Source organism: Alkalicoccus luteus, from assembly GCF_052061695.1.
Classification (GTDB): Bacteria; Bacillota; Bacilli; order Bacillales; family Salisediminibacteriaceae; genus Alkalicoccus; species Alkalicoccus luteus.
This window is the reverse complement of sequence record NZ_JBPZEY010000002.1, coordinates 101,765-123,790: the sequence shown is the minus strand read 5'-3', so window position 1 is coordinate 123,790 and position 22,026 is coordinate 101,765. Positions and strand designations below refer to the sequence as shown.

Annotated in this window: 26 protein-coding genes; 2 read left to right on the top strand and 24 right to left on the bottom strand. The window is 48.2% G+C overall.

Features of this window, described 5'->3' with window-relative positions:
* Positions 1 to 16: 16 nt before the first annotated feature.
* The 13 genes from rnhB to smc form a co-directional block, all read right to left on the bottom strand.
* Complete coding sequence (rnhB, locus tag ACSZLD_RS02850; protein ID WP_444684167.1) at positions 17 to 772, bottom strand: ribonuclease HII; 756 nt, start codon at positions 770 to 772, stop codon at positions 17 to 19.
* Between the two features lie 73 nt (positions 773 to 845).
* On the bottom strand, positions 846 to 1,694 hold the full coding sequence (gene ylqF, locus ACSZLD_RS02845; protein ID WP_444684166.1) for a ribosome biogenesis GTPase YlqF: 849 nt from the start codon (positions 1,692 to 1,694) through the stop codon (positions 846 to 848).
* A gap of 25 nt (positions 1,695 to 1,719) precedes the next feature.
* Positions 1,720 to 2,229 carry a signal peptidase I gene (gene lepB / locus ACSZLD_RS02840; protein ID WP_444684165.1) on the bottom strand — a complete coding sequence of 170 codons (510 nt, stop codon included), beginning with the start codon at positions 2,227 to 2,229 and terminating at the stop codon, positions 1,720 to 1,722.
* A 223-nt stretch (positions 2,230 to 2,452) separates the two neighbouring features.
* Positions 2,453 to 2,803 (bottom strand): 50S ribosomal protein L19, encoded by a 351-nt coding sequence (rplS, locus tag ACSZLD_RS02835; RefSeq protein WP_377908206.1) that lies wholly within the window; start codon positions 2,801 to 2,803, stop codon positions 2,453 to 2,455.
* A 127-nt stretch (positions 2,804 to 2,930) separates the two neighbouring features.
* Positions 2,931 to 3,659 (bottom strand): tRNA (guanosine(37)-N1)-methyltransferase TrmD, encoded by a 729-nt coding sequence (trmD, locus tag ACSZLD_RS02830; protein ID WP_377908205.1) that lies wholly within the window; start codon positions 3,657 to 3,659, stop codon positions 2,931 to 2,933.
* A 1-nt stretch (position 3,660) separates the two neighbouring features.
* Entirely contained in the window at positions 3,661 to 4,176 is a 516-nt protein-coding gene (gene rimM, locus ACSZLD_RS02825; RefSeq protein ID WP_377908204.1) for a ribosome maturation factor RimM, read from the bottom strand.
* Positions 4,169 to 4,591 carry a YlqD family protein gene (locus ACSZLD_RS02820; RefSeq protein WP_377908203.1) on the bottom strand — a complete coding sequence of 141 codons (423 nt, stop codon included), beginning with the start codon at positions 4,589 to 4,591 and terminating at the stop codon, positions 4,169 to 4,171. Before ACSZLD_RS02820 ends, rimM begins: the two co-directional genes overlap by 8 nt.
* 77 nt (positions 4,592 to 4,668) lie before the next feature.
* Positions 4,669 to 4,896: a KH domain-containing protein gene (locus tag ACSZLD_RS02815; RefSeq protein WP_377908202.1), complete on the bottom strand. Its 228-nt coding sequence runs from the start codon at positions 4,894 to 4,896 to the stop codon at positions 4,669 to 4,671.
* 22 nt (positions 4,897 to 4,918) lie between these two features.
* Entirely contained in the window at positions 4,919 to 5,191 is a 273-nt protein-coding gene (rpsP, locus tag ACSZLD_RS02810) for a 30S ribosomal protein S16 (protein WP_377908201.1), read from the bottom strand.
* A 191-nt stretch (positions 5,192 to 5,382) separates the two neighbouring features.
* A complete protein-coding gene (gene ffh, locus ACSZLD_RS02805; protein WP_377908200.1) occupies positions 5,383 to 6,726 on the bottom strand; it encodes a signal recognition particle protein in 1,344 nt (447 codons plus the stop codon).
* An 11-nt stretch (positions 6,727 to 6,737) separates the two neighbouring features.
* Positions 6,738 to 7,064 carry a putative DNA-binding protein gene (locus ACSZLD_RS02800; protein ID WP_377908199.1) on the bottom strand — a complete coding sequence of 109 codons (327 nt, stop codon included), beginning with the start codon at positions 7,062 to 7,064 and terminating at the stop codon, positions 6,738 to 6,740.
* A gap of 69 nt (positions 7,065 to 7,133) precedes the next feature.
* Complete coding sequence (gene ftsY, locus ACSZLD_RS02795; RefSeq protein WP_444684164.1) at positions 7,134 to 8,129, bottom strand: signal recognition particle-docking protein FtsY; 996 nt, start codon at positions 8,127 to 8,129, stop codon at positions 7,134 to 7,136.
* Positions 8,126 to 11,716, bottom strand: a complete 3,591-nt coding sequence (smc, locus tag ACSZLD_RS02790) for a chromosome segregation protein SMC (RefSeq protein WP_444684163.1) — start codon at positions 11,714 to 11,716, stop codon at positions 8,126 to 8,128. Before smc ends, ftsY begins: the two co-directional genes overlap by 4 nt.
* Positions 11,717 to 11,869: 153 nt before the next feature.
* On the opposite strand from smc, the gene ACSZLD_RS02785 reads away from it, so the two are divergent.
* Positions 11,870 to 12,097, top strand: a complete 228-nt coding sequence (locus tag ACSZLD_RS02785) for a DUF1128 domain-containing protein (RefSeq protein WP_377908196.1) — start codon at positions 11,870 to 11,872, stop codon at positions 12,095 to 12,097.
* A 15-nt stretch (positions 12,098 to 12,112) separates the two neighbouring features.
* Positions 12,113 to 12,496: a kinase-associated lipoprotein KapB gene (gene kapB, locus ACSZLD_RS02780; protein WP_444684162.1), complete on the top strand. Its 384-nt coding sequence runs from the start codon at positions 12,113 to 12,115 to the stop codon at positions 12,494 to 12,496.
* 69 nt (positions 12,497 to 12,565) lie between these two features.
* Here the strand turns inward: kapB and ACSZLD_RS02775 are convergent, their stop codons facing one another.
* The 11 genes from ACSZLD_RS02775 to ACSZLD_RS02725 form a co-directional block, all read right to left on the bottom strand.
* The gene (locus tag ACSZLD_RS02775) at positions 12,566 to 12,832 is read right to left on the bottom strand and encodes a hypothetical protein (protein ID WP_444684161.1); all 267 of its coding nucleotides are present in this window, start codon (positions 12,830 to 12,832) and stop codon (positions 12,566 to 12,568) included.
* A 98-nt stretch (positions 12,833 to 12,930) separates the two neighbouring features.
* Complete coding sequence (gene rnc / locus ACSZLD_RS02770; RefSeq protein ID WP_377908193.1) at positions 12,931 to 13,707, bottom strand: ribonuclease III; 777 nt, start codon at positions 13,705 to 13,707, stop codon at positions 12,931 to 12,933.
* An 84-nt stretch (positions 13,708 to 13,791) separates the two neighbouring features.
* Positions 13,792 to 14,025 (bottom strand): acyl carrier protein, encoded by a 234-nt coding sequence (acpP, locus tag ACSZLD_RS02765; RefSeq protein WP_168004671.1) that lies wholly within the window; start codon positions 14,023 to 14,025, stop codon positions 13,792 to 13,794.
* Between the two features lie 62 nt (positions 14,026 to 14,087).
* Positions 14,088 to 14,819: a 3-oxoacyl-[acyl-carrier-protein] reductase gene (gene fabG / locus ACSZLD_RS02760; RefSeq protein ID WP_377908192.1), complete on the bottom strand. Its 732-nt coding sequence runs from the start codon at positions 14,817 to 14,819 to the stop codon at positions 14,088 to 14,090.
* Positions 14,816 to 15,763, bottom strand: a complete 948-nt coding sequence (gene fabD / locus ACSZLD_RS02755; RefSeq protein WP_444684160.1) for an ACP S-malonyltransferase — start codon at positions 15,761 to 15,763, stop codon at positions 14,816 to 14,818. The genes fabG and fabD overlap by 4 nt, the downstream gene beginning before the upstream one ends.
* Positions 15,756 to 16,763 carry a phosphate acyltransferase PlsX gene (gene plsX, locus ACSZLD_RS02750; protein WP_377908190.1) on the bottom strand — a complete coding sequence of 336 codons (1,008 nt, stop codon included), beginning with the start codon at positions 16,761 to 16,763 and terminating at the stop codon, positions 15,756 to 15,758. The genes fabD and plsX overlap by 8 nt, the downstream gene beginning before the upstream one ends.
* Positions 16,760 to 17,335, bottom strand: coding sequence for a transcription factor FapR (fapR, locus tag ACSZLD_RS02745; protein WP_377908189.1), 576 nt, complete (start codon positions 17,333 to 17,335; stop codon positions 16,760 to 16,762). The genes plsX and fapR overlap by 4 nt, the downstream gene beginning before the upstream one ends.
* Before the next feature lie 81 nt (positions 17,336 to 17,416).
* Complete coding sequence (recG, locus tag ACSZLD_RS02740; protein ID WP_377908188.1) at positions 17,417 to 19,453, bottom strand: ATP-dependent DNA helicase RecG; 2,037 nt, start codon at positions 19,451 to 19,453, stop codon at positions 17,417 to 17,419.
* Positions 19,450 to 20,334 carry an L-serine ammonia-lyase, iron-sulfur-dependent, subunit alpha gene (gene sdaAA, locus ACSZLD_RS02735; RefSeq protein ID WP_377908187.1) on the bottom strand — a complete coding sequence of 295 codons (885 nt, stop codon included), beginning with the start codon at positions 20,332 to 20,334 and terminating at the stop codon, positions 19,450 to 19,452. Before sdaAA ends, recG begins: the two co-directional genes overlap by 4 nt.
* Before the next feature lie 11 nt (positions 20,335 to 20,345).
* Positions 20,346 to 21,008: an L-serine ammonia-lyase, iron-sulfur-dependent subunit beta gene (sdaAB, locus tag ACSZLD_RS02730; protein ID WP_377908186.1), complete on the bottom strand. Its 663-nt coding sequence runs from the start codon at positions 21,006 to 21,008 to the stop codon at positions 20,346 to 20,348.
* A 159-nt stretch (positions 21,009 to 21,167) separates the two neighbouring features.
* The gene (locus ACSZLD_RS02725; protein ID WP_377908185.1) at positions 21,168 to 22,022 is read right to left on the bottom strand and encodes a DegV family protein; all 855 of its coding nucleotides are present in this window, start codon (positions 22,020 to 22,022) and stop codon (positions 21,168 to 21,170) included.
* Positions 22,023 to 22,026 lie beyond the last annotated feature (4 nt).

Sequence of the window (22,026 nt, the reverse complement as noted above, 5' to 3'; positions counted from 1 at the left end):
CCCTCTGTTTATCTCGTTATGATAAGCGATTCCTGTTCCGTACCGGTGCAAAGCTCTGCCGATGATACGGCGTTGGTCCAAGCCGGTCGAGCGCCTGTAAATGTTCACTCGTGCCATACCCTGCATTGGCTTGAAATCCGTAACCCGGGTAAATCCGGTCCAGTTCGGCCATTTCTCTGTCCCGCGTTACTTTAGCAACAATAGAAGCAGCTGCAATCGAAACGGATTTCGTATCGCCTTTCGTTAGCCTTTTTTGACTGATAGAAACCGGCAGCTCCATCGCATCTATTAACAGGTAGTCAGGCTGAACCGGCAGTCGTTCCAGCGCACGAATCATCGCTATTTTAGACGCCTCGTAGATGTTGTATGTATCGATTTCTTTTGGCGTACAGCTGCCTACACCTACTGATGCACAAGCCAGAATGTCTTCAAAGAGCTGCTCTCTTTTTAGTTTCGGTATTTTCTTGGAATCATTTAGCCCTGGCAAATAAGCTTCATTCGGCAATATGACTGCTGCTGCTGTCACGCCTCCCGCTAGAGGACCTCTGCCAACTTCATCAATTCCTGCAATGGAACAATAGTCACGCAAATCACGCTCATAGCGAGTCATTTCCTGCCATAACTCCTGATACTGCTGCTCCTGCCTAAGCTTTCTGTCAAATTTTCTCAGCTCCGCCTGAACACCTTTGCGGCCGTCCTGCCTGAATGGAGCTGCAGCTTTTTCATCCGTTGACTGCTGCAGGATCTGTTTTATCGCTTTGATCGTCGCCATCAGGTACCCTCCCTCTCACCATGAAAAGGACGATACATTGATCGCCCCTTATGTTTACATAATAAAATTATGGTTAATATATAGGTTTTTCAAGCGTGACTGGGCCAAACAATCCTTGTCGAAAATCACGAAAGATAATTTCCGCTGTCCGGTCATAGTCAACGTGCCCGCCCGATATCAGACAGCCCCGTCGTCTGCCGATGTCGTCAAAAAGCTGAACTTTATCGTCTGGAATCTCCTCCAGGTTGTAGCGGCTTTTCAACAGCTGCGGATATTCAGCAGCCATAAACGTTAAAAAGAATAATACAGCATCCTGAAAGTCAAATATCTCTTCTTTCACCGCGCCAGTCAGCGCCAGTCTGTAGCCGACGGCTTCATCTTCGAACTTTGGCCAAAGAATTCCTGGTGTATCCAACAACTCAAGCGTACTTCCCATTTTAATCCACTGTTGTTTCTTCGTTACGCCTGGTTTATCGCCAATATTAGCGATTTTCTTTCCAGCCAGTTTATTAATAACGGTCGATTTACCCACATTCGGTATACCAACAATCAGCGAGCGAAGCGGACGAGGATTGATACCTTTACGCTCCCACCGCTCATATAGAGGCGCTGCGAGCTTTTGCACTTCGGCCGGTATTTGTTTCATTCCTTTGCCATGCTGGGCATCTATTGTCAATGGCTTTACTTTCTCTTTTTCAAAATAGGCTTCCCACTCTTTCGTAATTTGGGGATCAGCCAAGTCAGCTTTGTTTAACAGCATTAATCTCGGCTTATTTTCTGTTACTTCTTCAATCATCGGGTTTCGTGAAGACATCGGAATACGGGCGTCCACAATTTCCATCACGACATCGATCATTTTCAGTTTTTCCGTTACCTGGCGTTTCGCTTTCGCCATATGTCCCGGATACCATTGTATTTTCAAACGTGTCCTCTCCTTTGCATCACACTTAGTTTAATAAACCGGCATTTGTTGGAGGCCAGAAAATCAACTCTGCTTTTCCGGATATTTGGTTAACCGGTACTGGTCCTATATGGCGGCTGTCGTAGCTGTTCAGCCGATTATCTCCTAGCACGTATACGTGTTCATCCGGGACCGTTAACCGCTCTTCAGAAGGTACTGCAGGCTCTTCACCTGTCAAAAATGGTTCAGCTACCGGTATGCCGTTTACCATCAGCCTGCCATCGTCATACCACAGGGTGTCACCCGGAAGCCCTATTACGCGCTTCACATAGTGTCTCTCGTCGTTCGACGTAAACACGACAATATCAAACCGTTCCGGTTCGTCAAACACGTAGCCGATATGACTGATCAGCATTCTATTCTCGTGTCTCAGCGAGGGTTCCATCGAGTCACCATCTACAACAGCGGGGGAGAAGACAAACAGCCGTACTGATACTAAAATGAGTATGCTCAACATGACTGCTGAGAACCATCTCCACTGTTCTTCAGGATACATTGCGCTCTCCTCCCTCTGCTTTTCCGAATGTACTTATAGTGTACAGGACGCCGCAGCAGATTGCATCGTGTGGATGTCATCTCTTCTGTATTTCAACCGGCCGCTCGTCCTGAACAGAAAGCGATATCACAGATACGCTGGCCTTTACGCCTCCGTCTCACCTCACGTTGCACATCCAATAAAAAAACCGCCCCGGCAGACCGGGACGGCTTCCATTTCCACTTTAACGCATAGAACGCTCTGGAATACGAGCTGCTTTTCCGCGAAGAGAACGCAGATAGTAAAGCTTCGCACGACGTACCTTACCGTAGCGCTTCACTTCGAGCTTGTCGATACGTGGAGAGTGTACTGGGAAAGTACGCTCAACGCCAACATTGTAAGATACTTTACGAACGGTAAACGTAGAGCTGATTCCAGAACCGCGGCGCTTGATGACGACACCTTCGAATACCTGGATTCGCTCACGGGAACCCTCGACAACCTTTGCGTGAACACGCACAGTATCACCTGCACGAAATTCAGGGATGTCGGATTTCAGCTGTTCTTTCGTAATATCACGAATGAGTTGTTCCATTATTGTCCGCCTCCTTCCCTACAGATACTCTTGTCTGGTGCAACAGCGGAATATCTTGATCTGGCCTTTAAGCCACAAAAAACATCATATCACAGCAGATTCATGATGACAAGGCATTTTCCTTGATTCATTGATTTTCTTCCCACGAATGAATGAGTTTCCGTTCTGCCTCTGACAACGACGCTTTTTCCAAAAGATCCGGACGGCGCTCCCATGTTCGTCGCAGCGATTGCTCTCTTCTCCACGCTTCGATCTTGGCATGATGGCCGGACAGGAGCACATCGGGAACCTTCATGCCATTAAAATCAGCTGGACGGGTATAGTGCGGGTATTCAAGCAGACCGGTGCTGAAGGAATCCGTCACGGCAGACGTATCATTGCCAAGCGCTCCCGGAAGCAATCTGGTTACACTGTCTGCAAGCGCCATAGCACCGATTTCACCTCCGGTCAGGACATAATCCCCGATCGAAATCTCATCTGTTACAAGCTCCTGTCTGATCCGTTCATCGTACCCTTCATAGTGGCCGCACAGCAGGACCAGCTCTTCTTCCTTAGCGAGCTCTTCAGCTTTCGCCTGCGTAAACCGCTCACCTTGGGGACAAAGCAGAATCACTCTGGCTTTGGATCGGTCTGTGGTATGTTCAACAGCATCAAAAAGGGGCTGTGGAGTAAGAACCATACCGCCTCCTCCTCCATACGGATAGTCGTCTACACGTTGATGCTTATCCTTGCTGAACGTCCGGAAATCAACCACGTTATAGGAAACGATTCCTTTTTCCTGAGCATTTTTCAAAATGGAGTGCTGAAACAATCCCTCGAACATTTCCGGAAACAATGTTAAGATGGATATTTTCATGCTATTCCAGCCCTTCAGGGATCCGGACGGTAATGACGCCCTCACGCTGATTGACACGTAAGACGACATCCTCTATATAAGGCAGCAGAAGCTCTCCTTTATCGGTATCAAGAACCCATACATCATTTGCACCGGGCTGAAGGATTTCTTTAACTGTGCCAACGGAATGGCCTGCTTCATCAACCGCCTCCATGCCGATGATCTCATGATAGTAAAATTCACCATCATCCAGTTCATCTTCTTCAAGCGCTGTTTTCTCAATCTTGAGCAGGCTTTCTTTTAACGCCTCTGCTTCTGTAACTCCGCTGATTTCCTCGAAGGTAAGCAGATCAAAATTTTTATGCTGTCTCCAGCTGGTAACGGTGAGAGAAACCGGAGCGCCAGACGAACCGAATGCAGTTAAGACTGCACCGGTCCGGTAACGCCGCTCCGGAAAATCAGTGCGGGAGATAACCCGCACTTCGCCGCGGATACCGTGAGTATTCACGATTTTCCCGACGTTAAGCCAATCAGTCATCTTCCATGCCTCCGTGGCGGAGTTCATGAACAACACCGTCTTTAACGACGATTTCTGTGCCTTTCATGATTTCATCCCAGTTGTCACCCTCTGCAACTTCCTCAATCATCTGGATCGTGCCTTCCCGAAGCTCCGCTCCAATTTCCAGTTCTTCAAGCTGACCGAGCTTCAGCTCAATCTGACGGATTCGTTCCTTACGCTTAGCAACTTCTTTATTAAAGCTTTCCTGAAGCGACTTTTGATACTTTGGATCGTTGTTTTCCTTCATTTTCTTATGTAGAACAAATTCCAGCTGCTTTAATTCATTGTTCAGCTTGTACTGTCGGGACAGAAACTGTTCCTGCAGCTTTGTTCTGCTGTCCTCTGTTAAAATCTGCTTTACTACCACTTTTTTGATGATCTCCAAATGGAGCACCTCCTCATAGTCATTCCCAATTAAGTATACATGGTTTTAAGAGTGAAAAAAAGAGCAGATGCCGAAGCACCCGCTCATTAACCGATATCCAGCTGAACACGCTTTTTGCTTCCGGCTCCGGCTGCAAATACAACCGAACGGACAGCTTTGGCAATTCTGCCGTGTCTGCCGATCACTTTTCCCATATCGTCCGCGTGAACCTCCAGGCGGATAAAAAGGGAATGACCTTTATCTTCTTCGGTTACACGGACGTCATCAGGGTGATCAACCAGCGCTTTTGCGATTGTTTCAACCAGTTCTTTCAACAGTCATCCACCGCCTGTTTTTTTATTTGTTGTTTTTTGCTTCGTGAAGACGCTGCATCAGGCCTTTGCTGGAGAAAAGGTTGCGAACAGTGTCGGATGGCTTAGCGCCGTCCATCATCCATTTTACAGCCTTTTCTTCATCCACGCTGAACTCCACAGGGTTCTTAAGCGGATTATATACGCCGATTTCTTCAATAAAACGTCCATCACGTGGTGCGCGGGAATCCGCAACAACTACGCGGTAGAACGGAGATTTTTTTGCTCCCATTCGTTTCAGACGAATTTTAACTGCCATGTGTTTCACCTCCAAAAATGTCTTACACGATTAATTATATTAGCATATTCAGGCCCGGGTGGCAACCCTAGTAAAGGAAAAAATCTTTACAGTACTTTCATTCCCGCAAAATCAGGGCTCAGCCTGTTTTGTCCGACTATAAAATCGAGCTATTCCACGATTATTCGGCAGCCCGAATGAAAAGACGGCACCTACATAAACGGCATTTTAAATCCGCCTTTTTTCTTCCCTTTAGACATGCCTGTCATCTGTTTCATCATCTTCTTCATTTCATCAAACTGCTTGATCAGACGATTGACTTCCTGGATGTTGCGGCCGCTGCCTTTTGCAATACGACGTTTGCGGCTTCCATTCAGCACAGCCGGATTATCACGCTCTTCTTTCGTCATACTTTTGACAATCGCTTCAATATGCGCTATCTGCTTATCATCTACCTGAAGGTTTTTCATTCCCTTCATTTTTCCTGCTCCGGGCATCATTTGCAATAGCTCATCGATCGGCCCCATGTCTTTTACCTGGGCTAACTGATCGAGAAAGTCATCAAAAGTTAAATCATTTGACCGCATTTTGCGTTCAAGCTCTTTTGCTTTTTCTTCATCCACATTTGTCTGTGCTTTTTCAATAAGACTGAGCATATCGCCCATACCGAGAATACGAGATGCCATCCGTTCAGGGTGGAATGGTTCAAGCGCATCCGATTTTTCACCCATACCAGCAAATTTAATCGGCTTGCCTGTTACGGCTTTTACTGATATAGCCGCCCCGCCTCGTGTATCCCCGTCCAGTTTCGTCATAACGATACCGGTAATTCCGAGGCGCTCGTTAAAGCTTTCTGCAACGTTCACCGCGTCCTGTCCAGTCATGGAGTCAACGACTAGCAGCACTTCATCCGGCTTGACGGCAGCTTTAATTTGATCAAGCTCTCCCATTAAATCTTCGTCTACGTGCAGACGTCCTGCTGTATCAATCAGCACATAATCGTGATGGTCTTCTTTCGCCTGCTCCACGGCCTTTTCAGCAATCTCAACCGGACTGACCTGATCGCCCATTGAAAAAACAGGCATATCGAGCTGCTTCCCTAGTGTTTCCAACTGCTTAATAGCGGCCGGCCGGTAGATATCGGCCGCTGCCATCAGCGGCTTGCGATTATGCTTTTTCCGCAGGTGAAGCGCGAGCTTTCCGGTTGTCGTCGTTTTACCCGCCCCTTGAAGACCGACCATCATCACGACTGTCGGCGGCTTTTGGGACGTATTCAATTTGCTCTGCTCTCCGCCCATAAGCGCTGTCAGCTCTTCATTTACTACTTTTATGACCTGCTGACCCGGCGTCAAACTGTCCATTACTTCCTGACCGACAGCACGTTCCTTGACGTCTTTAATAAATTGCTTTACTACTTTAAAGTTAACGTCCGCCTCCAGAAGAGCAAGCCGGACTTCCCGCATCATATCTTTAACGTCCTGCTCCGACACTTTTCCTTTGCCTTTAATCTTCTTCATGGAGCCCTGCAGACGTTCGGCTAATCCTTCAAATGCCATTTCAGCGCCTCCTACTCAATTTTTTCAAGGCCTGCGAGCAGCTGCTTCAATTTCGTATCGCTGCTGTCCTCGAGCAGATCCCTCAGCTCGTTCAGCTTCGAGCGCCGTTCTTCATATTTTTCAAGAAGCTGCAGCTTCTCTTCATATTCTTCCAGCAGCAGTTCTGTCCGGCGGATATTATCGTAGACTGCCTGTCTGCTGATGGAAAAATGTTCTGCAATTTCACCAAGAGACCAGTCATCCAGATAGTACATGGACATATACTGATTCTGTTTTTCAGTTAACAGTGCATGATAGAAATCATATAGATAATTCATGCGGATCGTTTTATCAATCATGTCTGCACCACCTTGTTAAGGACTGAACCTTTACACATTAATGCTACTTGACACTTCTTTCGCTGTCAATCAGGAACTCTCCTGCTCTTCACGTTCAATGACATCTGCGAACAAACCGTGAACATATTGATCCGGATCAAACTCGTGCAAATCTTCTACCTTTTCGCCCAGTCCAACGAATTTAACCGGAATATCCAGCTCGTTCCGTATGGCGAGGACGATTCCGCCTTTCGCTGTTCCATCAAGCTTCGTCAAAACAATTCCAGAAACATCCGTCGCCTCTCCGAACATCTTCGCCTGCGTCATCGCATTTTGCCCGGTCGTAGCGTCCAGAACGAGGAGAACCTCATGAGGAGCATCCGGAATTTCCCTCGTCAACACACGCTTTACTTTCTCCAGCTCTTTCATGAGATTCACTTTATTTTGCAGGCGGCCCGCTGTATCACACAAAAGAACATCTGCCTTTCTGGATTTAGCAGACTGGATCGCATCATACATGACAGCTGCCGGATCAGAGCCTGCCTGCTGCTTCACAACCTCGACACCTGCACGCTCTCCCCAAACTTCCAGCTGTTCAATCGCACCTGCTCGAAAGGTATCACCGGCTGCAAGCATGACACGGCGGCCTTCGTCTTTAAATTTTTGAGCCATTTTCCCAATCGTAGTTGTTTTCCCAACGCCGTTTACGCCGACGAATAAGATGACGGTAAGGCTGTCGTTCTGCATGTTCAGCTTTGTTTCCTGATCATCACGGACGAGCAGCTCCGAAAGCTTTTCGGAAATCAGCGGCTGCAGATCAATTGATTTTTTTATGTTTTGTCTCAATGCCTCATCCCGCAGTTCGTCTACAAGCTCCATGACGGTGTTCACGCCGACATCAGAAGCGATCAGAATATCCTCGAGCTCTTCGAAGAATTCTTCATCCACGGTTCTGTAATCCATCATAAGCTCATTCATTGCGCCTACGAACGATTCACGCGTTTTCGTCAGCCCGTCCCGGAACTTATCCGTTACTTGTTCCGTCTGGTTTGACAATTTATCCTTTAACTTCTTAAAAAAACTCATTTATTTTCCTCCTTCAATGCTCCCGCCTCGACAAGCTCTTTGCTTTCCTCCAAGCGGACCGACACGATATCAGAGACGCCGGACTCTTGCATGGTGATGCCGTAGAGAGCGTCCGCTTCCTCCATCGTGCCCTTCCGGTGCGTCACCACGATAAACTGCGTATCACGACTGAATTCTTTCAAGTAAGAAGCAAATCGGTGCACATTAGCTTCATCAAGGGCTGCTTCTACTTCATCCAGGACGCAGAACGGCACTGGTCTGGCGCGAAGAATGGCAAACAGCAGCGCGATAGCTGTAAGTGCACGCTCTCCTCCCGAAAGAAGCGCAAGATGCTGCAGCTTTTTACCTGGGGGCTGAGCCGTAATATCTACGCCTGTATGGAGCAGGTCATCCCCGTTTGTGAGCTCCAAAGATGCACTGCCGCCGCCGAATAACGACCGGAATACATCTTTAAAATGGGTTTGAATTTCTGTGAAAGCATCCATAAACCTCGTTGTCATTTCGGTGTCCATTTCCTTAATTATCGCTTCCAGAGAAGCTTTTGCTTCTTCCAAATCCATCTGCTGACCGCTAAGGAATTCAAAGCGTTCTTTCACTTCCCCATATTCATCAATAGCTCCGATGTTTACAGGGCCAAGCTCTTCCATGCTCATTTTTAGCAGCTTCACCTTACGGACAGCATCTTCAATCGGCTCCTGCAGAGGGAATTCGGCCTCCGCTGCCTCAAACGTCAGCTCATACTCCTGCTGAAGTTTTTCCAGCCTTGTATCCAGCTCGACATCCAGGCGCCCTTTCTCTAATTCTACAGAATGTTTTTGCTCGCTGCAGTATGTGAGCTGGTTTCGTGCTCTCGAACAAGCTTCATCCAGCTCCTCAACTTCGTCAGCAAGCTGCTTTCTCGTTTCTTTAAGATTTGCCAGCTCGCGCTGCAGACGCTTCCGCTCGGCTCTGCTTTCTTTCAGATTCTCCTCTATACTGGACGAATCAAGTGCCGATTCACTGAGTTCTGCTTCAAGCAGGCTGTTCGCTTCATCTTTTTCTATAATTTCTCTCGTCAGCTTCTGAACTGCTGCCTGAATTCGCTCATTATTCTCCCGAGCACTGCGAACCTGCTCCTGGACGGCAGCTTTCACTGCTTTTAATTCGGAGATACGTTCACGCAGCTCCTCTTCGCGGGTCCGATCCTCTTCACGGGCTTCGGTCAATTCAGAGATTTGCTTATCTGCTTGTGCAAGCTTCCGCTCTGCTTCATTCAATAAAGACTGCTTTTCCTGTTTTTTCGCAGTAGCAGCGGCAAACTCACGCTTCATTTCCTCCAGCTCGAAGCGGAGCTGCTCTGTACGTTCTTCTTCGTGCTGCTTTTTCAAAGTCAATTCTTCATAGGCGCTGCGTGCCGCAGCTTCTGCTTCTGTAACTGCTTCTGCTTTTTTCCGAGTTTCCGCCAATTGGTCGTTCAGCCTGCTCCCTGCACGTTTCGTCTCAGCGAGCTGTGTTTCGGCTTTATCTGTCTGCTGCTGCAGCTTATCCTTCTGAGCCTGCAGCTTATCGATCTCCTGTCTGCGCCCTAATAGAGAAGCCTGCTTGGTCTGACGGCTTCCACCTGTCATTGAGCCACCTGCATTAACGATGTCGCCTTCCAGCGTGACGACTCGATAGCGGTGCTGAACAGCCGCTGCCGCAAGCTTTGCCTGGTCCAGCGTCTCCGTCAGGATCACATTTCCAAGAAGATGCTCTACGACACGTTCGTGCGCCTTATCGGAAGTTACCGCTTCTGCAGCCGTTCCGAGGCAGCCTTCTACTTGATTTAGTTTCTTGCGGTCTGCTGCACCAATTGTTCGCGGCTTTATCGTCGTGAGCGGAAGAAATGTGGCGCGGCCGAGCTTATGCTTTCTCAAATAGCCAATCGCTTTCTGAGCCGCAGACTCATCGTTCGTCACGACATGCTGCTGAGCTGCGCCAAGTGCTGTTTCCAGTGCTGTAGTATGTGATTCCGGAACGTGAATGAGCTCGGCCACGGCCCCCGCAATACCTGGAAAACGATGATCCTTGTCCTTCAGTAATTCTTTAACACCGTGAAAGAACCCGCTGTATTCCTGCTGCATCGTTTTCATGGATTCCAATTTAGCATCCAGCTGATGCAGCCGATGGAGTGCTTCATAATAAAAGGTCTCTTTTTTTTCATACGACTTGCGAAGTTCATCGTACTGCAAATTCGTTTCTTTCCAGGATTTCTGAAGGTCTTTCTTTTGCTGAACCTGCTGATTCCAATTATTTTCTGCTGTCTGAAATGCGTCAATCAGTTCATCGAGCTCCGCCTGCCGCTTCTCATAAGCCTCCGTTTTTGATGCTGCTACACGTTCTGACCGCTCCAGCTGGTCCTGTATAAATTTGAGATCGTTGGCGGCACTTGTCTTATGATTTAACAACTCAAAATACTCGCTTTTCCAATCTTCCAACACGGATTCTTTATCTCCGGTTGCCGCTGACAAACGCGTTAATAAACGCTGCAGCTCTTCGTCTGCCTCCTCTGCTTTTATAACCGCTTCTTCCAAAACAGACTGCGCACGGCTTCGTTCAGATTCGAGCGCTTCCCGCTCTGCCTGAAGCTGTTCCAGCTCTTTACGGTATTGCGTTCTATTTTCCGAATAGTGCTTTTTTCGTTCGTTCCACAGCTCACGAAGACCTTCCTGCTTTTCTGCTTCTTCACTTGCAAGCAGCAGCTGGTTCTGCACGTCGTCCAGCTTTGTTTCTGCATTTTCAAGCAGCTTGCGGCGCCGTTCTTTTTCCTTTTGCTGCCCTTTCAGCGCACTGGCAGCACGTTGATGCTGCGACTCAAGCTCCTGCAGCTTTTCACCGGCCATTGACCATTTCTCGTGCCGCTCTTTTATCTCTTCAACAAGCACGCCTGTCTCCACTTGGCGAAGATCATCCTTAAGCCCCAGAAATTCCTCTGCCACGGAAGCCTGTTCTTTTAATGGTTCCAGTCTGGATTCAATTTCATACAGAATGTCTCTGACTCTGCTAAGATTGTCCTCCGTATCATGAAGCTTTTTAGCAGCCTGCTGTTTACGCTGTTTATATTTACGAACGCCGGCAGCTTCTTCGAATATCGCGCGGCGGTCTTCCGATTTTGAGCTTAAGATTTCTTCCACCCGTCCCTGGCCGATAATAGAAAATGATTCTCTGCCGATACCGGAATCCATAAAAAGCTCAATAATATCCTTCAATCGGCACGGCTGGCCGTTCATTAAGTATTCACTGTCTCCAGAGCGAAAAACTCTTCTAGTGACGGCAACTTCGGTATAATCAACGGACAGCTGCTTTTTCTCATTATTTAATACGAGCGTGACTTCCGCCATGTTCTGGGCGGCTCTTCCCTCGCTGCCTGAAAAAATGATGTCTTCCATTTTGGCACCGCGCAGATTACGGGCGGATTGTTCACCCAGCACCCACCTGACACTGTCTGATATATTGCTTTTCCCGCTGCCGTTAGGTCCGACAACTGCGGTCACGCCGTTTTCGAACTCTACTGATACAGCCTTCGCAAACGATTTAAAGCCCGACAGTTCAAGCCGCTTCAGGAACATGCCACTCACCTCTGTTTCTAGTAAAATAATCGTTCTAACCAGCCTATTTTATCACAGTTCGGCTGTATTATTAACAACCCCTTTAAAAACGAGTGTATCCATCGTGCGGGCATGTTATCATAAACAGTATATGAATTGGAAAGGATGATAATAGTGGAAGAAAAAGAAGCGCGAAAACAAGAAATTGAGAAAATGATCGATGATATAAAAACGAAGCTGCAAATTGTTAATGCTGGTGCGATGAAGTCGGAATTTTACGCAGCTGACCAGTATGAAGAAATTAAAGAGATTCATCAAATGGTGATGGCGAAGCCGTCTTTCAGCGTGAACGAAATGGATGCCATCGTTAGTGAACTTGGTGCAATGAGGAACAAAGCATAGCAGGAGGTGACTGGAATGGAAACGGGAGAGCTGGTAACGTGCACGTATAAAACAGGCCGGTATATCGGCAAGCTGATCGATCCTACTCCGGCTAAATCAACGTCTGTTGTTCAGATCCTCGCTGTTCTGCGCCATCCAGTGCAAGGTGATCTTCATCAGCCGGGTCAAACCGACGTTGCTTTGTTTCAGGAACGAAAGGCGCTTGCATTTAATGAAAAAGCAAACATTCCGGACACCCACCTCAAGCCTTACAGCGGCGATGTACCAGACTATAACGAATCCCTTATTCGTGCCGTTGAACTGTTTGAGGAAGGGCTCGTAAACGAGCACAGTCCATTTGCAGATGCCTCGCTGCAAGCACTGCGGAGCCTGCAGCGGGACTACCGCTTAAAACCATAGTTTCATACCTGTACAGAAAAAGAGCTTCGCGGATAAGCCCGCGAAGCTCTTTTCAGAGTGTTGATAACGTCATTTCAGGTGAATCACGTTGCATCTGCCTGTATCTGCGGAGACTCGCTTACCGGTAGCAACGGTCTCGGCTTTCCCATCTTCCGTTGGAAGCGCTGGATCTTCGCCACGTTCTGAGCCGAAGTCCTTCGATGCCGGCAGCTGGCAGTGCGTTTCACGTGCCTGGTTATGCCTGCGCGATTGGCTTTCATACGGATAGAACCTTCCCGATGTGTCCAGCGTGCCCGTGGAAGCCGCACCATCCTCCCATGCCTCTTTTCCCTTCATACTGGGTCACCCTGAGAAATAGCTGAAGGCCAGGCCACGGCAGGCTACTTTAAGTAGAGAGAAAATCAAACGATTAAACATGTAAATTGAAAGACTTTTTAACCCTGTTTTTCATCTTCATTTAATTTTTCAAGCGCTTTTTGCGCCGCCATTTGCTCTGCCTCTTTTTTTGAACGTCCGCTTCCTCGTCCGAGCGGATCTTCATCCAATAAAACCTCTGAAACGAACTCGCGCGAGTGGGCCGGACCTTTTTCTTGCACGATGCGATATACGACCTGCCCCTGATTCTCTCGCTGAATCAGTTCCTGCAGCTGACTTTTAAAATCCATCATGTGTGAAAATTCGCCGTCATGAATTTTTGGATACACATAATCCTCCAAAAAGGCATAGACAGCATCCATTCCGGAATCTAGGTAGAGCGCTCCGATGAACGCTTCAAAGACATCCGCAAGCAAAGCTGGCCGCTCTCTTCCACCGGTCATTTCCTCTCCCTTGCCGAGAAGCACGTAATCGCCGAACTTCAATTCTTCCGCATTTTTCGCAAGGGATGGCTCGCATACGATGGCAGCTCTGAGTTTGGTCATCTCGCCTTCGCTCATGTGTTCGAAGAGCTTGAACAAATATTGGGAGATGGCCAATTCCAAAACAGCATCGCCGAGGAACTCAAGCCGCTCATTGTCATCATGAGGACGAATCCGATGCTCGTTAACATAGGACGAATGAGTGAATGCCTGAATAAACAAATCTTCTTTCTGATAGGTTGCACCTATATCATCCAAAAACTGTTTGTATTTGGCTTTTTGTGCTTTTGTCATTTGCAATTTTTTACCGTGACGCTTCATGCCGCGCCTGTAAATCTTTCTTGATTGCTGCATGAGAAAACCTCCACCAGTCTCAATTGTCGGTACAGAGATGCTGAAGAGATGACCCGGACGGCCGGACCGGCCGCCCGGCATATCTTATTTGTGACTCTCTATGTAGTCTACAACATCTCCAACTGTCTCAATCTTCTCTGCATCTTCATCAGAGATTTCGAGATCAAATTCATCTTCTAGTTCCATAACCAGTTCAACTACATCTAGAGAATCTGCACCGAGATCATCCTTGAACGTAGCTTCCCGCTTTACTTCGGATTCATCTACTCCAAGTCGCTCAGAGACGATTTTTGCAATGCGTTCCTGCTTTGTTGCCATGTGTTTCACCTCCTTCCGCTATTATAGGATAAAGCAGTCTCAAATACTAGCAGTTTTCAAGCTCAAGGCATGTACATTCCGCCGTCAACGTGCAGCGTCTGTCCTGTCATATACGCAGAACTGTCTGAAGTTAAAAAACGAACCACTTTTGCAATATCAGCGCCAGCCCCAAGTCTTCCAAGCGGAATTTGCTCTTGAAGAGCTTCTTTTTGTTCATCAGTAAGTTCATCTGTCATTTCAGTTGAAATAAAACCAGGTGCAACAGCGTTGACCAGGATATTCCGATTAGCAAGCTCTCTCGCCATTGATTTAGTGAACCCAATGACCCCGGCTTTCGATGCAGCATAATTGGCCTGCCCCGCATTCCCTAGTGCTCCGACAACGGAGGAGATATTAATAATTCTTCCACTCCGCTGCTTCATCATAGGGCGTGTTACAGCTTTTGAACAATTGAATACACCTTTTAAATTCGTTGAGATGACTTCATCAAATTCAGATTCTTTCATTCGCATTAACAGATTGTCCCGGGTAATGCCTGCATTATTAACGAGTACATCCACCGACCCGAAGGAGTCTATAACTGTTTTTACCATCTCTTGGGCAGAATCACTGTTCCCGACATCCGCCTGAATGATTAGTGCTTCGACCCCTTTTGCACGGCATTCTTCAGCCGTCTGTTCTGCTTTTTCTTGATTACCTGAATAATTGACGGCTACGTTCATACCTGCTTCAGCCAGCTCCAGACAAACGGCACGGCCGATGCCTCTGGAACCTCCTGTTACGAGTGCGTTCATGACTGATCCTCTCCTCCCAGCTGTGAAACAGCTTTCTCAAGCGTTTCCTTATCGTACACCGGTATCGCCGCAGCCCGGCGATCCATCTTTTTCACAAGTCCGCACAGCACTTTGCCTGGACCAGCTTCAATAAAAGTTGTTACCCCTTCGTTCAGTAAATACTTTATCGTATCCTCCCACTTTACCGGCGAATAAATCTGCTGCTCGAGAAGCTGACCTGCTGCTTCACGTGAGACAGGCTCTGCCGTTACGTTCGCAATCACAGTTATATCCGCTTCTCCAAGATGGAGATGAGCAAGCACTTTTTTCATTTCTTCTGCTGCCGGCTTCATCAGGCTGGAATGAAACGGTCCGCTGACAGGAAGTTCAATCGCCCGCCTTGCTCCTGCCGCTTTCGCTAGTTCAACCGCGCGCGCGACACCTTCCGCCCGGCCTGAAATAACGATTTGACCAGGAGAATTAAAATTTGCCGCCTCTACGACACCAGCTTCTTCAGAGGCCTGCTCCAGTACAGCAGAGAGCGGTTCCCGCTCCAGACCGAGAATCGCAGCCATCGCCCCTTCTCCTGACGGCACAGCTGCTTCCATCAGCTGTCCTCGTCGGCGTACGGCCTGAATCCCTTCAGAAAAGGAAAGCATGCCGGATGCCGTTAAAGCAGTATATTCGCCGAGACTGTGCCCTGCAGCATAATCCGCCTGAACGCCGCGGTTTTTCAGAACTTCCCACACTGCCGTACCTACAGCATAAAGGGCAGGCTGCGTATTTTCTGTCTGCTTTAAGAACGCTTCCGATCCGGTAAAGATGGAATCGGAAAATGCTTCATTCAGCGATTCATCTGCAAGTCGAAAAACTGCCTCCGCTTCTGTATAGGTGTCAAACAGCTCTTTTCCCATTCCAGTCTGCTGTGACCCTTGACCTGGAAACAATACTGCTGTTTTAGTCATGGTATTCCTCCTTTGCTGAAATGTCGGTCATGACGTCTTTAATCCGATTCGTCACCTTTTCATCATGCATTTGTTTCGCTTGTTTCACAGCGCTGAAAAACGCTCGGGCGTCTGAAGAGCCGTGCGCTTTAACAACAGGTGCATTTAGTCCGAAGAGGCCGGCACCGCCATACTCGGAATAATCCATCTTATTTTTCACACGTTTAAATGCAGGCTTCAGGACGGCTGCTGCAAGCTTATTTTTAAATGATGATGTCAATTCCTGTTTCAGGATTGAGAATAATGAGATCGCTGTTCCTTCAATTGATTTGAGCACGAGGTTCCCCGAAAATCCATCGCATACTACGACGTCTGCAGCACCATCCAAGAGTTCACGGGATTCCACATTTCCGACAAAGTCAAACGGGGCATCCTGCATCATCGTGAATGCTGCTTTTGCAAGTTCCGTGCCTTTTCCTTCCTCAGAACCGACATTCAAAAGCCCAATTCGCGGACGTTTCACCCCCCGCACCTGCTTCATGTAAATATCGCCCATTACCGCATACTGCAGTAAATGTTCAGGCTTTGCTTCCATATTTGCGCCTACATCAAGCAGCAGAAATCCGCCTCCGTCAATCGTCGGCAGCATCGGCGAAAGGGCAGGCCGGTCAATCCCTTTAATGCGCCCTACGTGCAGCAGTCCCGCAGTCATCAATGCGCCGGTATTCCCTGCTGAAATACATGCGTCTGCTTCGCCTTCTTTCACTTTTCGAACTGCGGTTACCATAGATGAATCTTTTTTTCTTCTCACTGCACGCACTGGTGCGTCATCATTATCAATGACTGAATCTGTGTGAAGAACGGTCACTCTGTCGCCAAATGATTCCATACCGTTGATACGTTTTTCGTCGCCGATCAGCAAAACGTGCAGATCAGCATATGTATTCAGGGCCGTACGACACCCTTCCAGTACAGCGTCCGGGGCGTTATCACCACCCATGACATCTACTGCCAGTCTCATAACTGCTCCTCCTTTTCAGGTCTGTCACTCCTGAACATATGAAATTCTCCTTTAAATACGGGATGCTGGCCAACGAAGCTTTCGACGTTCACGATCGTTCGCGAGCCCCGGATATCTGCTACCCTCGCTTTAGCAATTACTCGTTCTCCAGCTTGAACCTGTCTCGTAAACGATACGGATGCATCTGCCGTCAGCGCGAGTTCATCGTTGATGACCGCAACGGCAAGCGAATTAGCCTGCGCAAATAAATGGTGGCCTCTCGCTATATTTTGTCTTGTAAAGACATGCTCCTGTTTAATATCGAGAATCGATATGGCATAGCTGTCCAGTTCAAGATCCACAATTTCACCAATAATCTCTTCTTCGGCAAGTGCCTTCACCGGGTCATACTGTTTTCTAGCTACTCCCTTAATTCTCTCTCTAACTTCAGGAATACTAAGCTCCAGTCTGTCCAGACGGATGGTTTGGACACTTACTTCAAATTTTTTAGCAAGCTCATCATCTGTGATAAACGGATCTTCTTCGATATACTGCTGGAGCTTCGGCTGCCGCAGCTTTTTCGTCCATTTCATTCGGCCATCTCCTCTGCACTACTAGGACTAGGTACTAATTGTAGTATATAGCTAACACCTTCCCATTTCAACAGGAAGGTGTCAGTCTATCCGTTGAGAAAGATCACCAGCTTGTCTGGCGAGAGCTTCCCGCAGCGGGAGATACTCGTCTCGCTTCCAAAATGCTTCTGACTGCACCAGCTTAGCCGCATCGTCACGTGCTGCCTCAAGAGCACGGTAATCCTCTACGATATCTGCTACCTTCAGCTGCGGCAGACCGCTTTGCTTATAACCGAAAAAATCTCCAGGTCCGCGCATTTCCAGATCACGTCTCGACAGTTCAAAACCATCTGTTGTCTCTGTCATTATCGCCATTCGCTCTCTGCCGGACTCTGACTTTGGGTCTGCAAGCAGAATACAATAAGACTGTTCGCTTCCTCTGCCTACTCTGCCGCGAAGCTGATGAAGCTGGGCAAGCCCGAAACGGTTTGCATCGTAGATGACCATAACCGAGGCATTCGGGACGTTTACGCCGACTTCGACAACGGTGGTGGAGACCAGAATGTCAATCTTTCCGGAAGCAAACGCCTGCATTACCTCTTCTTTTTCCTGCGAGGGCAGTCTGCCGTGCATCAGACCCGTTGTCAAATCTGGAAGCGCCGCCTGAAAACGGGCGTGCAGATCAATGGCGTTTTGCACATCCAGCACTTCTGATTCTTCAATCAACGGACAAATCACGTACGTCTGCCTCCCCTTAGCGACTTCTTTTTGGATAAACTGCATCACTCTAGGCAGTGTCTCCGGCTTTGCCCAGTATGTTTCAATCTGCTTTCGGCCAGCCGGCATTTCATCAATTGTCGAAACATCCATATCACCGAATGCAGTAATAGCCAGGGTTCTTGGAATCGGAGTAGCTGTCATAAAAAGCACATCCGGATTCAATCCTTTTTCCCGAAGCACCCGTCGCTGCTGCACGCCGAATCGGTGCTGTTCATCTGTGATAACGAGCCCGAGGTGTTTAAAATCAACAGTTTCCTGAATCAGTGCATGAGTCCCGGTAACGACATCAATCGTTCCATCTTTCAATTGCTCCAGAATCGTACGTTTTTCCGCTGTTCTGGATGACCCGGATAAATGGCCCACACGAATCCCCGTGCCCTCGTAAAGCTTCGTGAGCGATTCATAGTGCTGTTCAGCAAGGATTTCTGTCGGGACCATCAGAGCTCCCTGGCTGCCAGAACGAACCGCTGCAAGCAGCGCAGCTGCGGCTACAATCGTTTTACCGGAGCCAACATCCCCCTGTAAAAGCCGGTTCATTCTGAAAGGAGACTGCATATCCGTAAGTATTTCATCCAGAACGCGCTGCTGTGCACCCGTCAGCGGAAATGGAAGGGAGTCAACAAATGCAGAAACAGCTCCCTCCGGCCATTCCTTAGCTGTTCCTTCAGAAGATTCGCGCGCTTTACGGCGGAATAACTGCATTTTTAACTGAAATAGAAGCAGCTCCTCATATACCATCCTGCGCTTAGCTTGTTTAAACTCATCCATATCTTCCGGAAAATGCAGCGATTTACACGCTTCCGGACGCGGCATCAGCCGGTACTTTTCCATCGCCTGCTCCGGAAGAATTTCGGGTATGTCCTGCTGATAAAGTTCATATGCGGCGGCAATCCATTTCCGTAAGGATGCAAGCTTTATGTCACCTTTTAATGAATAAACAGGCTCGAATGCCCCTTCCGCTGCCCCGCTTTTGATGATTGCCCCCTGCACAGCAAGGCGGTGTTTATCAAATTTCCCATGGTAGATAACGTGATCGCCTGGAGAAATCTGCCGCTTTAAAAACGGCTGATTAAAGAAAACAGCCTGCACTAACACGCCGTCTGATAAAATTCGCAGCGTAAGCCTCGATTTTTTTCGACCGTAAAAGCGCAGCTCAGGCTCACTGTGAACGGTGCCTTGGAGCGTCACACGTTCTTCATGCTGTACCTCGTCAGCCCGCCGAATTGAGAAATCATCATAGCGAAACGGAAAGTAAAATAACAAATCCTCTACTGTAGCTATGTTCAGCTGGGCAAGCTGTTCTTCAGCTCTTCCTCCAATCCCTTTCAGGGATGTTACAGGCTGCTCCAGAACATTCACGCTTTTTGTTTCTCTCCAAAAATCTCATCGCGCAGGCGACGGCCGGTCGGCGTTCCCGCTAGTCCGCCTTCACCGGTTTCCTTCAGTGCAGTAGGCATATTCTGCCCGATTCGATACATGGCGTCAATCACTTCATCACATGGGATTTTGCTCTCAATCCCCGCTAAAGCGAGATCTGCCGCTACCAGGGCGTGTGACGCCCCGAATGCATTACGCTTTACGCATGGAACTTCTACAAGTCCTGCAACCGGGTCACACACAAGCCCGAGCATGTTCTTCAATGCAATTGCCATCGCCTGCTGAGACTGGCGGGGAGTGCCTCCGGCCATTTCCACAATGGCAGCTGCAGCCATACCTGTCGCGGATCCGACTTCAGCCTGGCAACCTCCCGCAGCCCCTGAAATTGAAGCGTTGTTCGCAATCACGAATCCGAATGCACCGCTCACGAATAAGTAGCGGACCATTTGTTCTCGGGTTGGATTCAGCTTATCCTTTACAGCAAACAGCGTTCCGGGAACCACCCCTGCTGCTCCTGCAGTCGGGGTCGCACAAATCGTTCCCATTGCTGCATTTACTTCATTTGTTGACATAGCTTTCGCAACAGCATCCAGCGTCAAATGACCGGACAGTGTATCATGAAGCATCATGTATTCATGGAGCTTCTTTCCATCCCCTCCTGTCAATCCAGAAACGGATCGTACGCTTTCCGTAATGCCCCGGTTGACCGCACGCTCCATGACATCCAGGTTCCGTTCCATCTGAGCAAAAATATCTTCCCGAGATCGATCGTGTACTTGCATCTCCTGACGAATCATTACTTCTGAAATCTGAATTTGTTCTTTATCAGCCAGTGAAACGAGTTCTTCTGCATTTCGAAACATGGTCTTCCCTCCTACTCGTGAATCTTTGTAACCTGCCGCACGTGCTCAACTTTCTTTAATTCACCCAGAGTGCGTGCCGTTACGTTTTGATCAACTTCTATCACCATAAGTGCATCTTTCCCCTGTTCTTTTCGTGACACTTCCATGTGGCCGATATTAAGCTGCCGGGCAGCCAGGATAGAGGCGACACCTGCCACTACACCGAACCGATCATCGTGCACGACAAGTATGGCCGGATGATTTCCGCTTAAGCGGAGTTCAAATCCATTTAATTCTTTTATTTCCACTTTTCCTCCCCCGATTGAAATGCCAGCAAGCGACATTTCATAGTCCCCGGAACGAAGGACGACTTTAACTGTATTCGGATGGTGGCTGACCTCATCTTCTTCGATGAAACGGGATCGTATGCCTGCTTTTTCTGCTTCCCGGTAGGCATCTTTTATTCGTTCGTCGCTTGTATCAAATCCTAATACGCCTCCGAGAAGTGCTACATCTGTACCGTGCCCCTGATACGTTTTTGCAAATGATCCGTAAAGATGAAAATCTGCCTCTTCAGGCGCTTTTCCGAACAGCTGCCTTGCAACGAGTCCGATTCTCGCAGCCCCAGCAGTATGAGAGCTGGAAGGCCCGATCATGACAGGGCCGATGATTTCAAACACGCTCCGGTATTTCATATTAATCTACCTCCCGCTTCGATTGAAAGCGCTATCATCTTATTATTTTCCTAATATATCATCTCATATCCCAGGTCATTCGTAAACGGCGGTTCCCTCCACACAGAAGAAATCTTCACAGCATATGCCGTGAAGATTTATCAAGCGCTTCATCCATCACTATCGTTTCACAGGTGCAGCACTGATGGAGATCGTACCCGGCCCAACATGCGTGCCGATTACAGGACCGATCGAGGTGATGACCTCCTGCTGAACGTCAAACTGCTCTTTCATGGAATCCATGAATGCGTTTGCCTCATCCTCAGCCAACGCGTGGGAGATACCGACATGGAGCGGCTTTCCGTTAAATCGCCTCAAAAATTCCGCTCTGATTCGCTGGCCGGCCTTTTTAGAGCCGCGCACTTTTTCGAAAGGGAATACTTCTCCTTCTTCCGTAAGCGACAGGATCGGCTTTATCTTTAAAAGGGAGCCCATTAACGCAGAAGCTTTTCCAATCCGGCCATTTTTTTGCAGGTATTCGAGCGTGTCCACCATAAAAAACACCGTTGTTTCTTCTACAAGTGTGTCGATTCTGGCGAGAATCTCCTTCTCATCTGCACCTGCTGCTGCAAGCTCTGCAGCTTCAACGACGATCAGCCCGATCGCATAAGAAGCACGCTTTGAATCAATTACATGCAGCCGGTCTGACGCTTCTATCGTATCTTTCGCAATGGAAGCAGCTTGAAATGTACCACTCAGCTTTGCAGATAGATGAATCGAAATGACTGTATCACCGTTTTGCAGCAAGTCGTTGTAAATCGCTTCAAACTGAGCCGGTGTAGGCTGAGAGGTAGTCGGAATTTTATCCGCATCAGCCAGTTTCTCATAGAATTCATCTGACGTAAGCGTCACCCCGTCCTCAAACGAATCTTCGCCGAAGTGGACTTTCAACGGTACTACTTCAATGTTCAGTTTATCCGTCCATTCTTTCGGAATATCAGCTGTAGAATCAGTTACAATTTTTACTGCTGCCATGATC

Bases quoted from the DNA above. Each gene is read 5' to 3' on its own strand.
- rnhB (WP_444684167.1), bottom strand. From the start codon at position 772: ATGGCGACGATCAAAGCGATAAAACAGATCCTGCAGCAGTCAACGGAT.
- lepB (WP_444684165.1), bottom strand. From the start codon at position 2,229: ATGTATCCTGAAGAACAGTGGAGATGGTTCTCAGCAGTCATGTTGAGC.
- rplS (WP_377908206.1), bottom strand. From the start codon at position 2,803: ATGGAACAACTCATTCGTGATATTACGAAAGAACAGCTGAAATCCGAC.
- trmD (WP_377908205.1), bottom strand. From the start codon at position 3,659: ATGAAAATATCCATCTTAACATTGTTTCCGGAAATGTTCGAGGGATTG.
- rimM (WP_377908204.1), bottom strand. From the start codon at position 4,176: ATGACTGATTGGCTTAACGTCGGGAAAATCGTGAATACTCACGGTATC.
- rpsP (WP_377908201.1), bottom strand. From the start codon at position 5,191: ATGGCAGTTAAAATTCGTCTGAAACGAATGGGAGCAAAAAAATCTCCG.
- ffh (WP_377908200.1), bottom strand. From the start codon at position 6,726: ATGGCATTTGAAGGATTAGCCGAACGTCTGCAGGGCTCCATGAAGAAG.
- ACSZLD_RS02800 (WP_377908199.1), bottom strand. From the start codon at position 7,064: ATGATTGATAAAACGATCCGCATGAATTATCTATATGATTTCTATCAT.
- ftsY (WP_444684164.1), bottom strand. From the start codon at position 8,129: ATGAGTTTTTTTAAGAAGTTAAAGGATAAATTGTCAAACCAGACGGAA.
- smc (WP_444684163.1), bottom strand. From the start codon at position 11,716: ATGTTCCTGAAGCGGCTTGAACTGTCGGGCTTTAAATCGTTTGCGAAG.
- kapB (WP_444684162.1), top strand. From the start codon at position 12,113: ATGGAAACGGGAGAGCTGGTAACGTGCACGTATAAAACAGGCCGGTAT.
- ACSZLD_RS02775 (WP_444684161.1), bottom strand. From the start codon at position 12,832: ATGAAGGGAAAAGAGGCATGGGAGGATGGTGCGGCTTCCACGGGCACG.
- rnc (WP_377908193.1), bottom strand. From the start codon at position 13,707: ATGCAGCAATCAAGAAAGATTTACAGGCGCGGCATGAAGCGTCACGGT.
- acpP (WP_168004671.1), bottom strand. From the start codon at position 14,025: ATGGCAACAAAGCAGGAACGCATTGCAAAAATCGTCTCTGAGCGACTT.
- fabG (WP_377908192.1), bottom strand. From the start codon at position 14,819: ATGAACGCACTCGTAACAGGAGGTTCCAGAGGCATCGGCCGTGCCGTT.
- fabD (WP_444684160.1), bottom strand. From the start codon at position 15,763: ATGACTAAAACAGCAGTATTGTTTCCAGGTCAAGGGTCACAGCAGACT.
- plsX (WP_377908190.1), bottom strand. From the start codon at position 16,763: ATGAGACTGGCAGTAGATGTCATGGGTGGTGATAACGCCCCGGACGCT.
- fapR (WP_377908189.1), bottom strand. From the start codon at position 17,335: ATGAAATGGACGAAAAAGCTGCGGCAGCCGAAGCTCCAGCAGTATATC.
- sdaAA (WP_377908187.1), bottom strand. From the start codon at position 20,334: ATGTTTCGAAATGCAGAAGAACTCGTTTCACTGGCTGATAAAGAACAA.
- sdaAB (WP_377908186.1), bottom strand. From the start codon at position 21,008: ATGAAATACCGGAGCGTGTTTGAAATCATCGGCCCTGTCATGATCGGG.
- ACSZLD_RS02725 (WP_377908185.1), bottom strand. From the start codon at position 22,022: ATGGCAGCAGTAAAAATTGTAACTGATTCTACAGCTGATATTCCGAAA.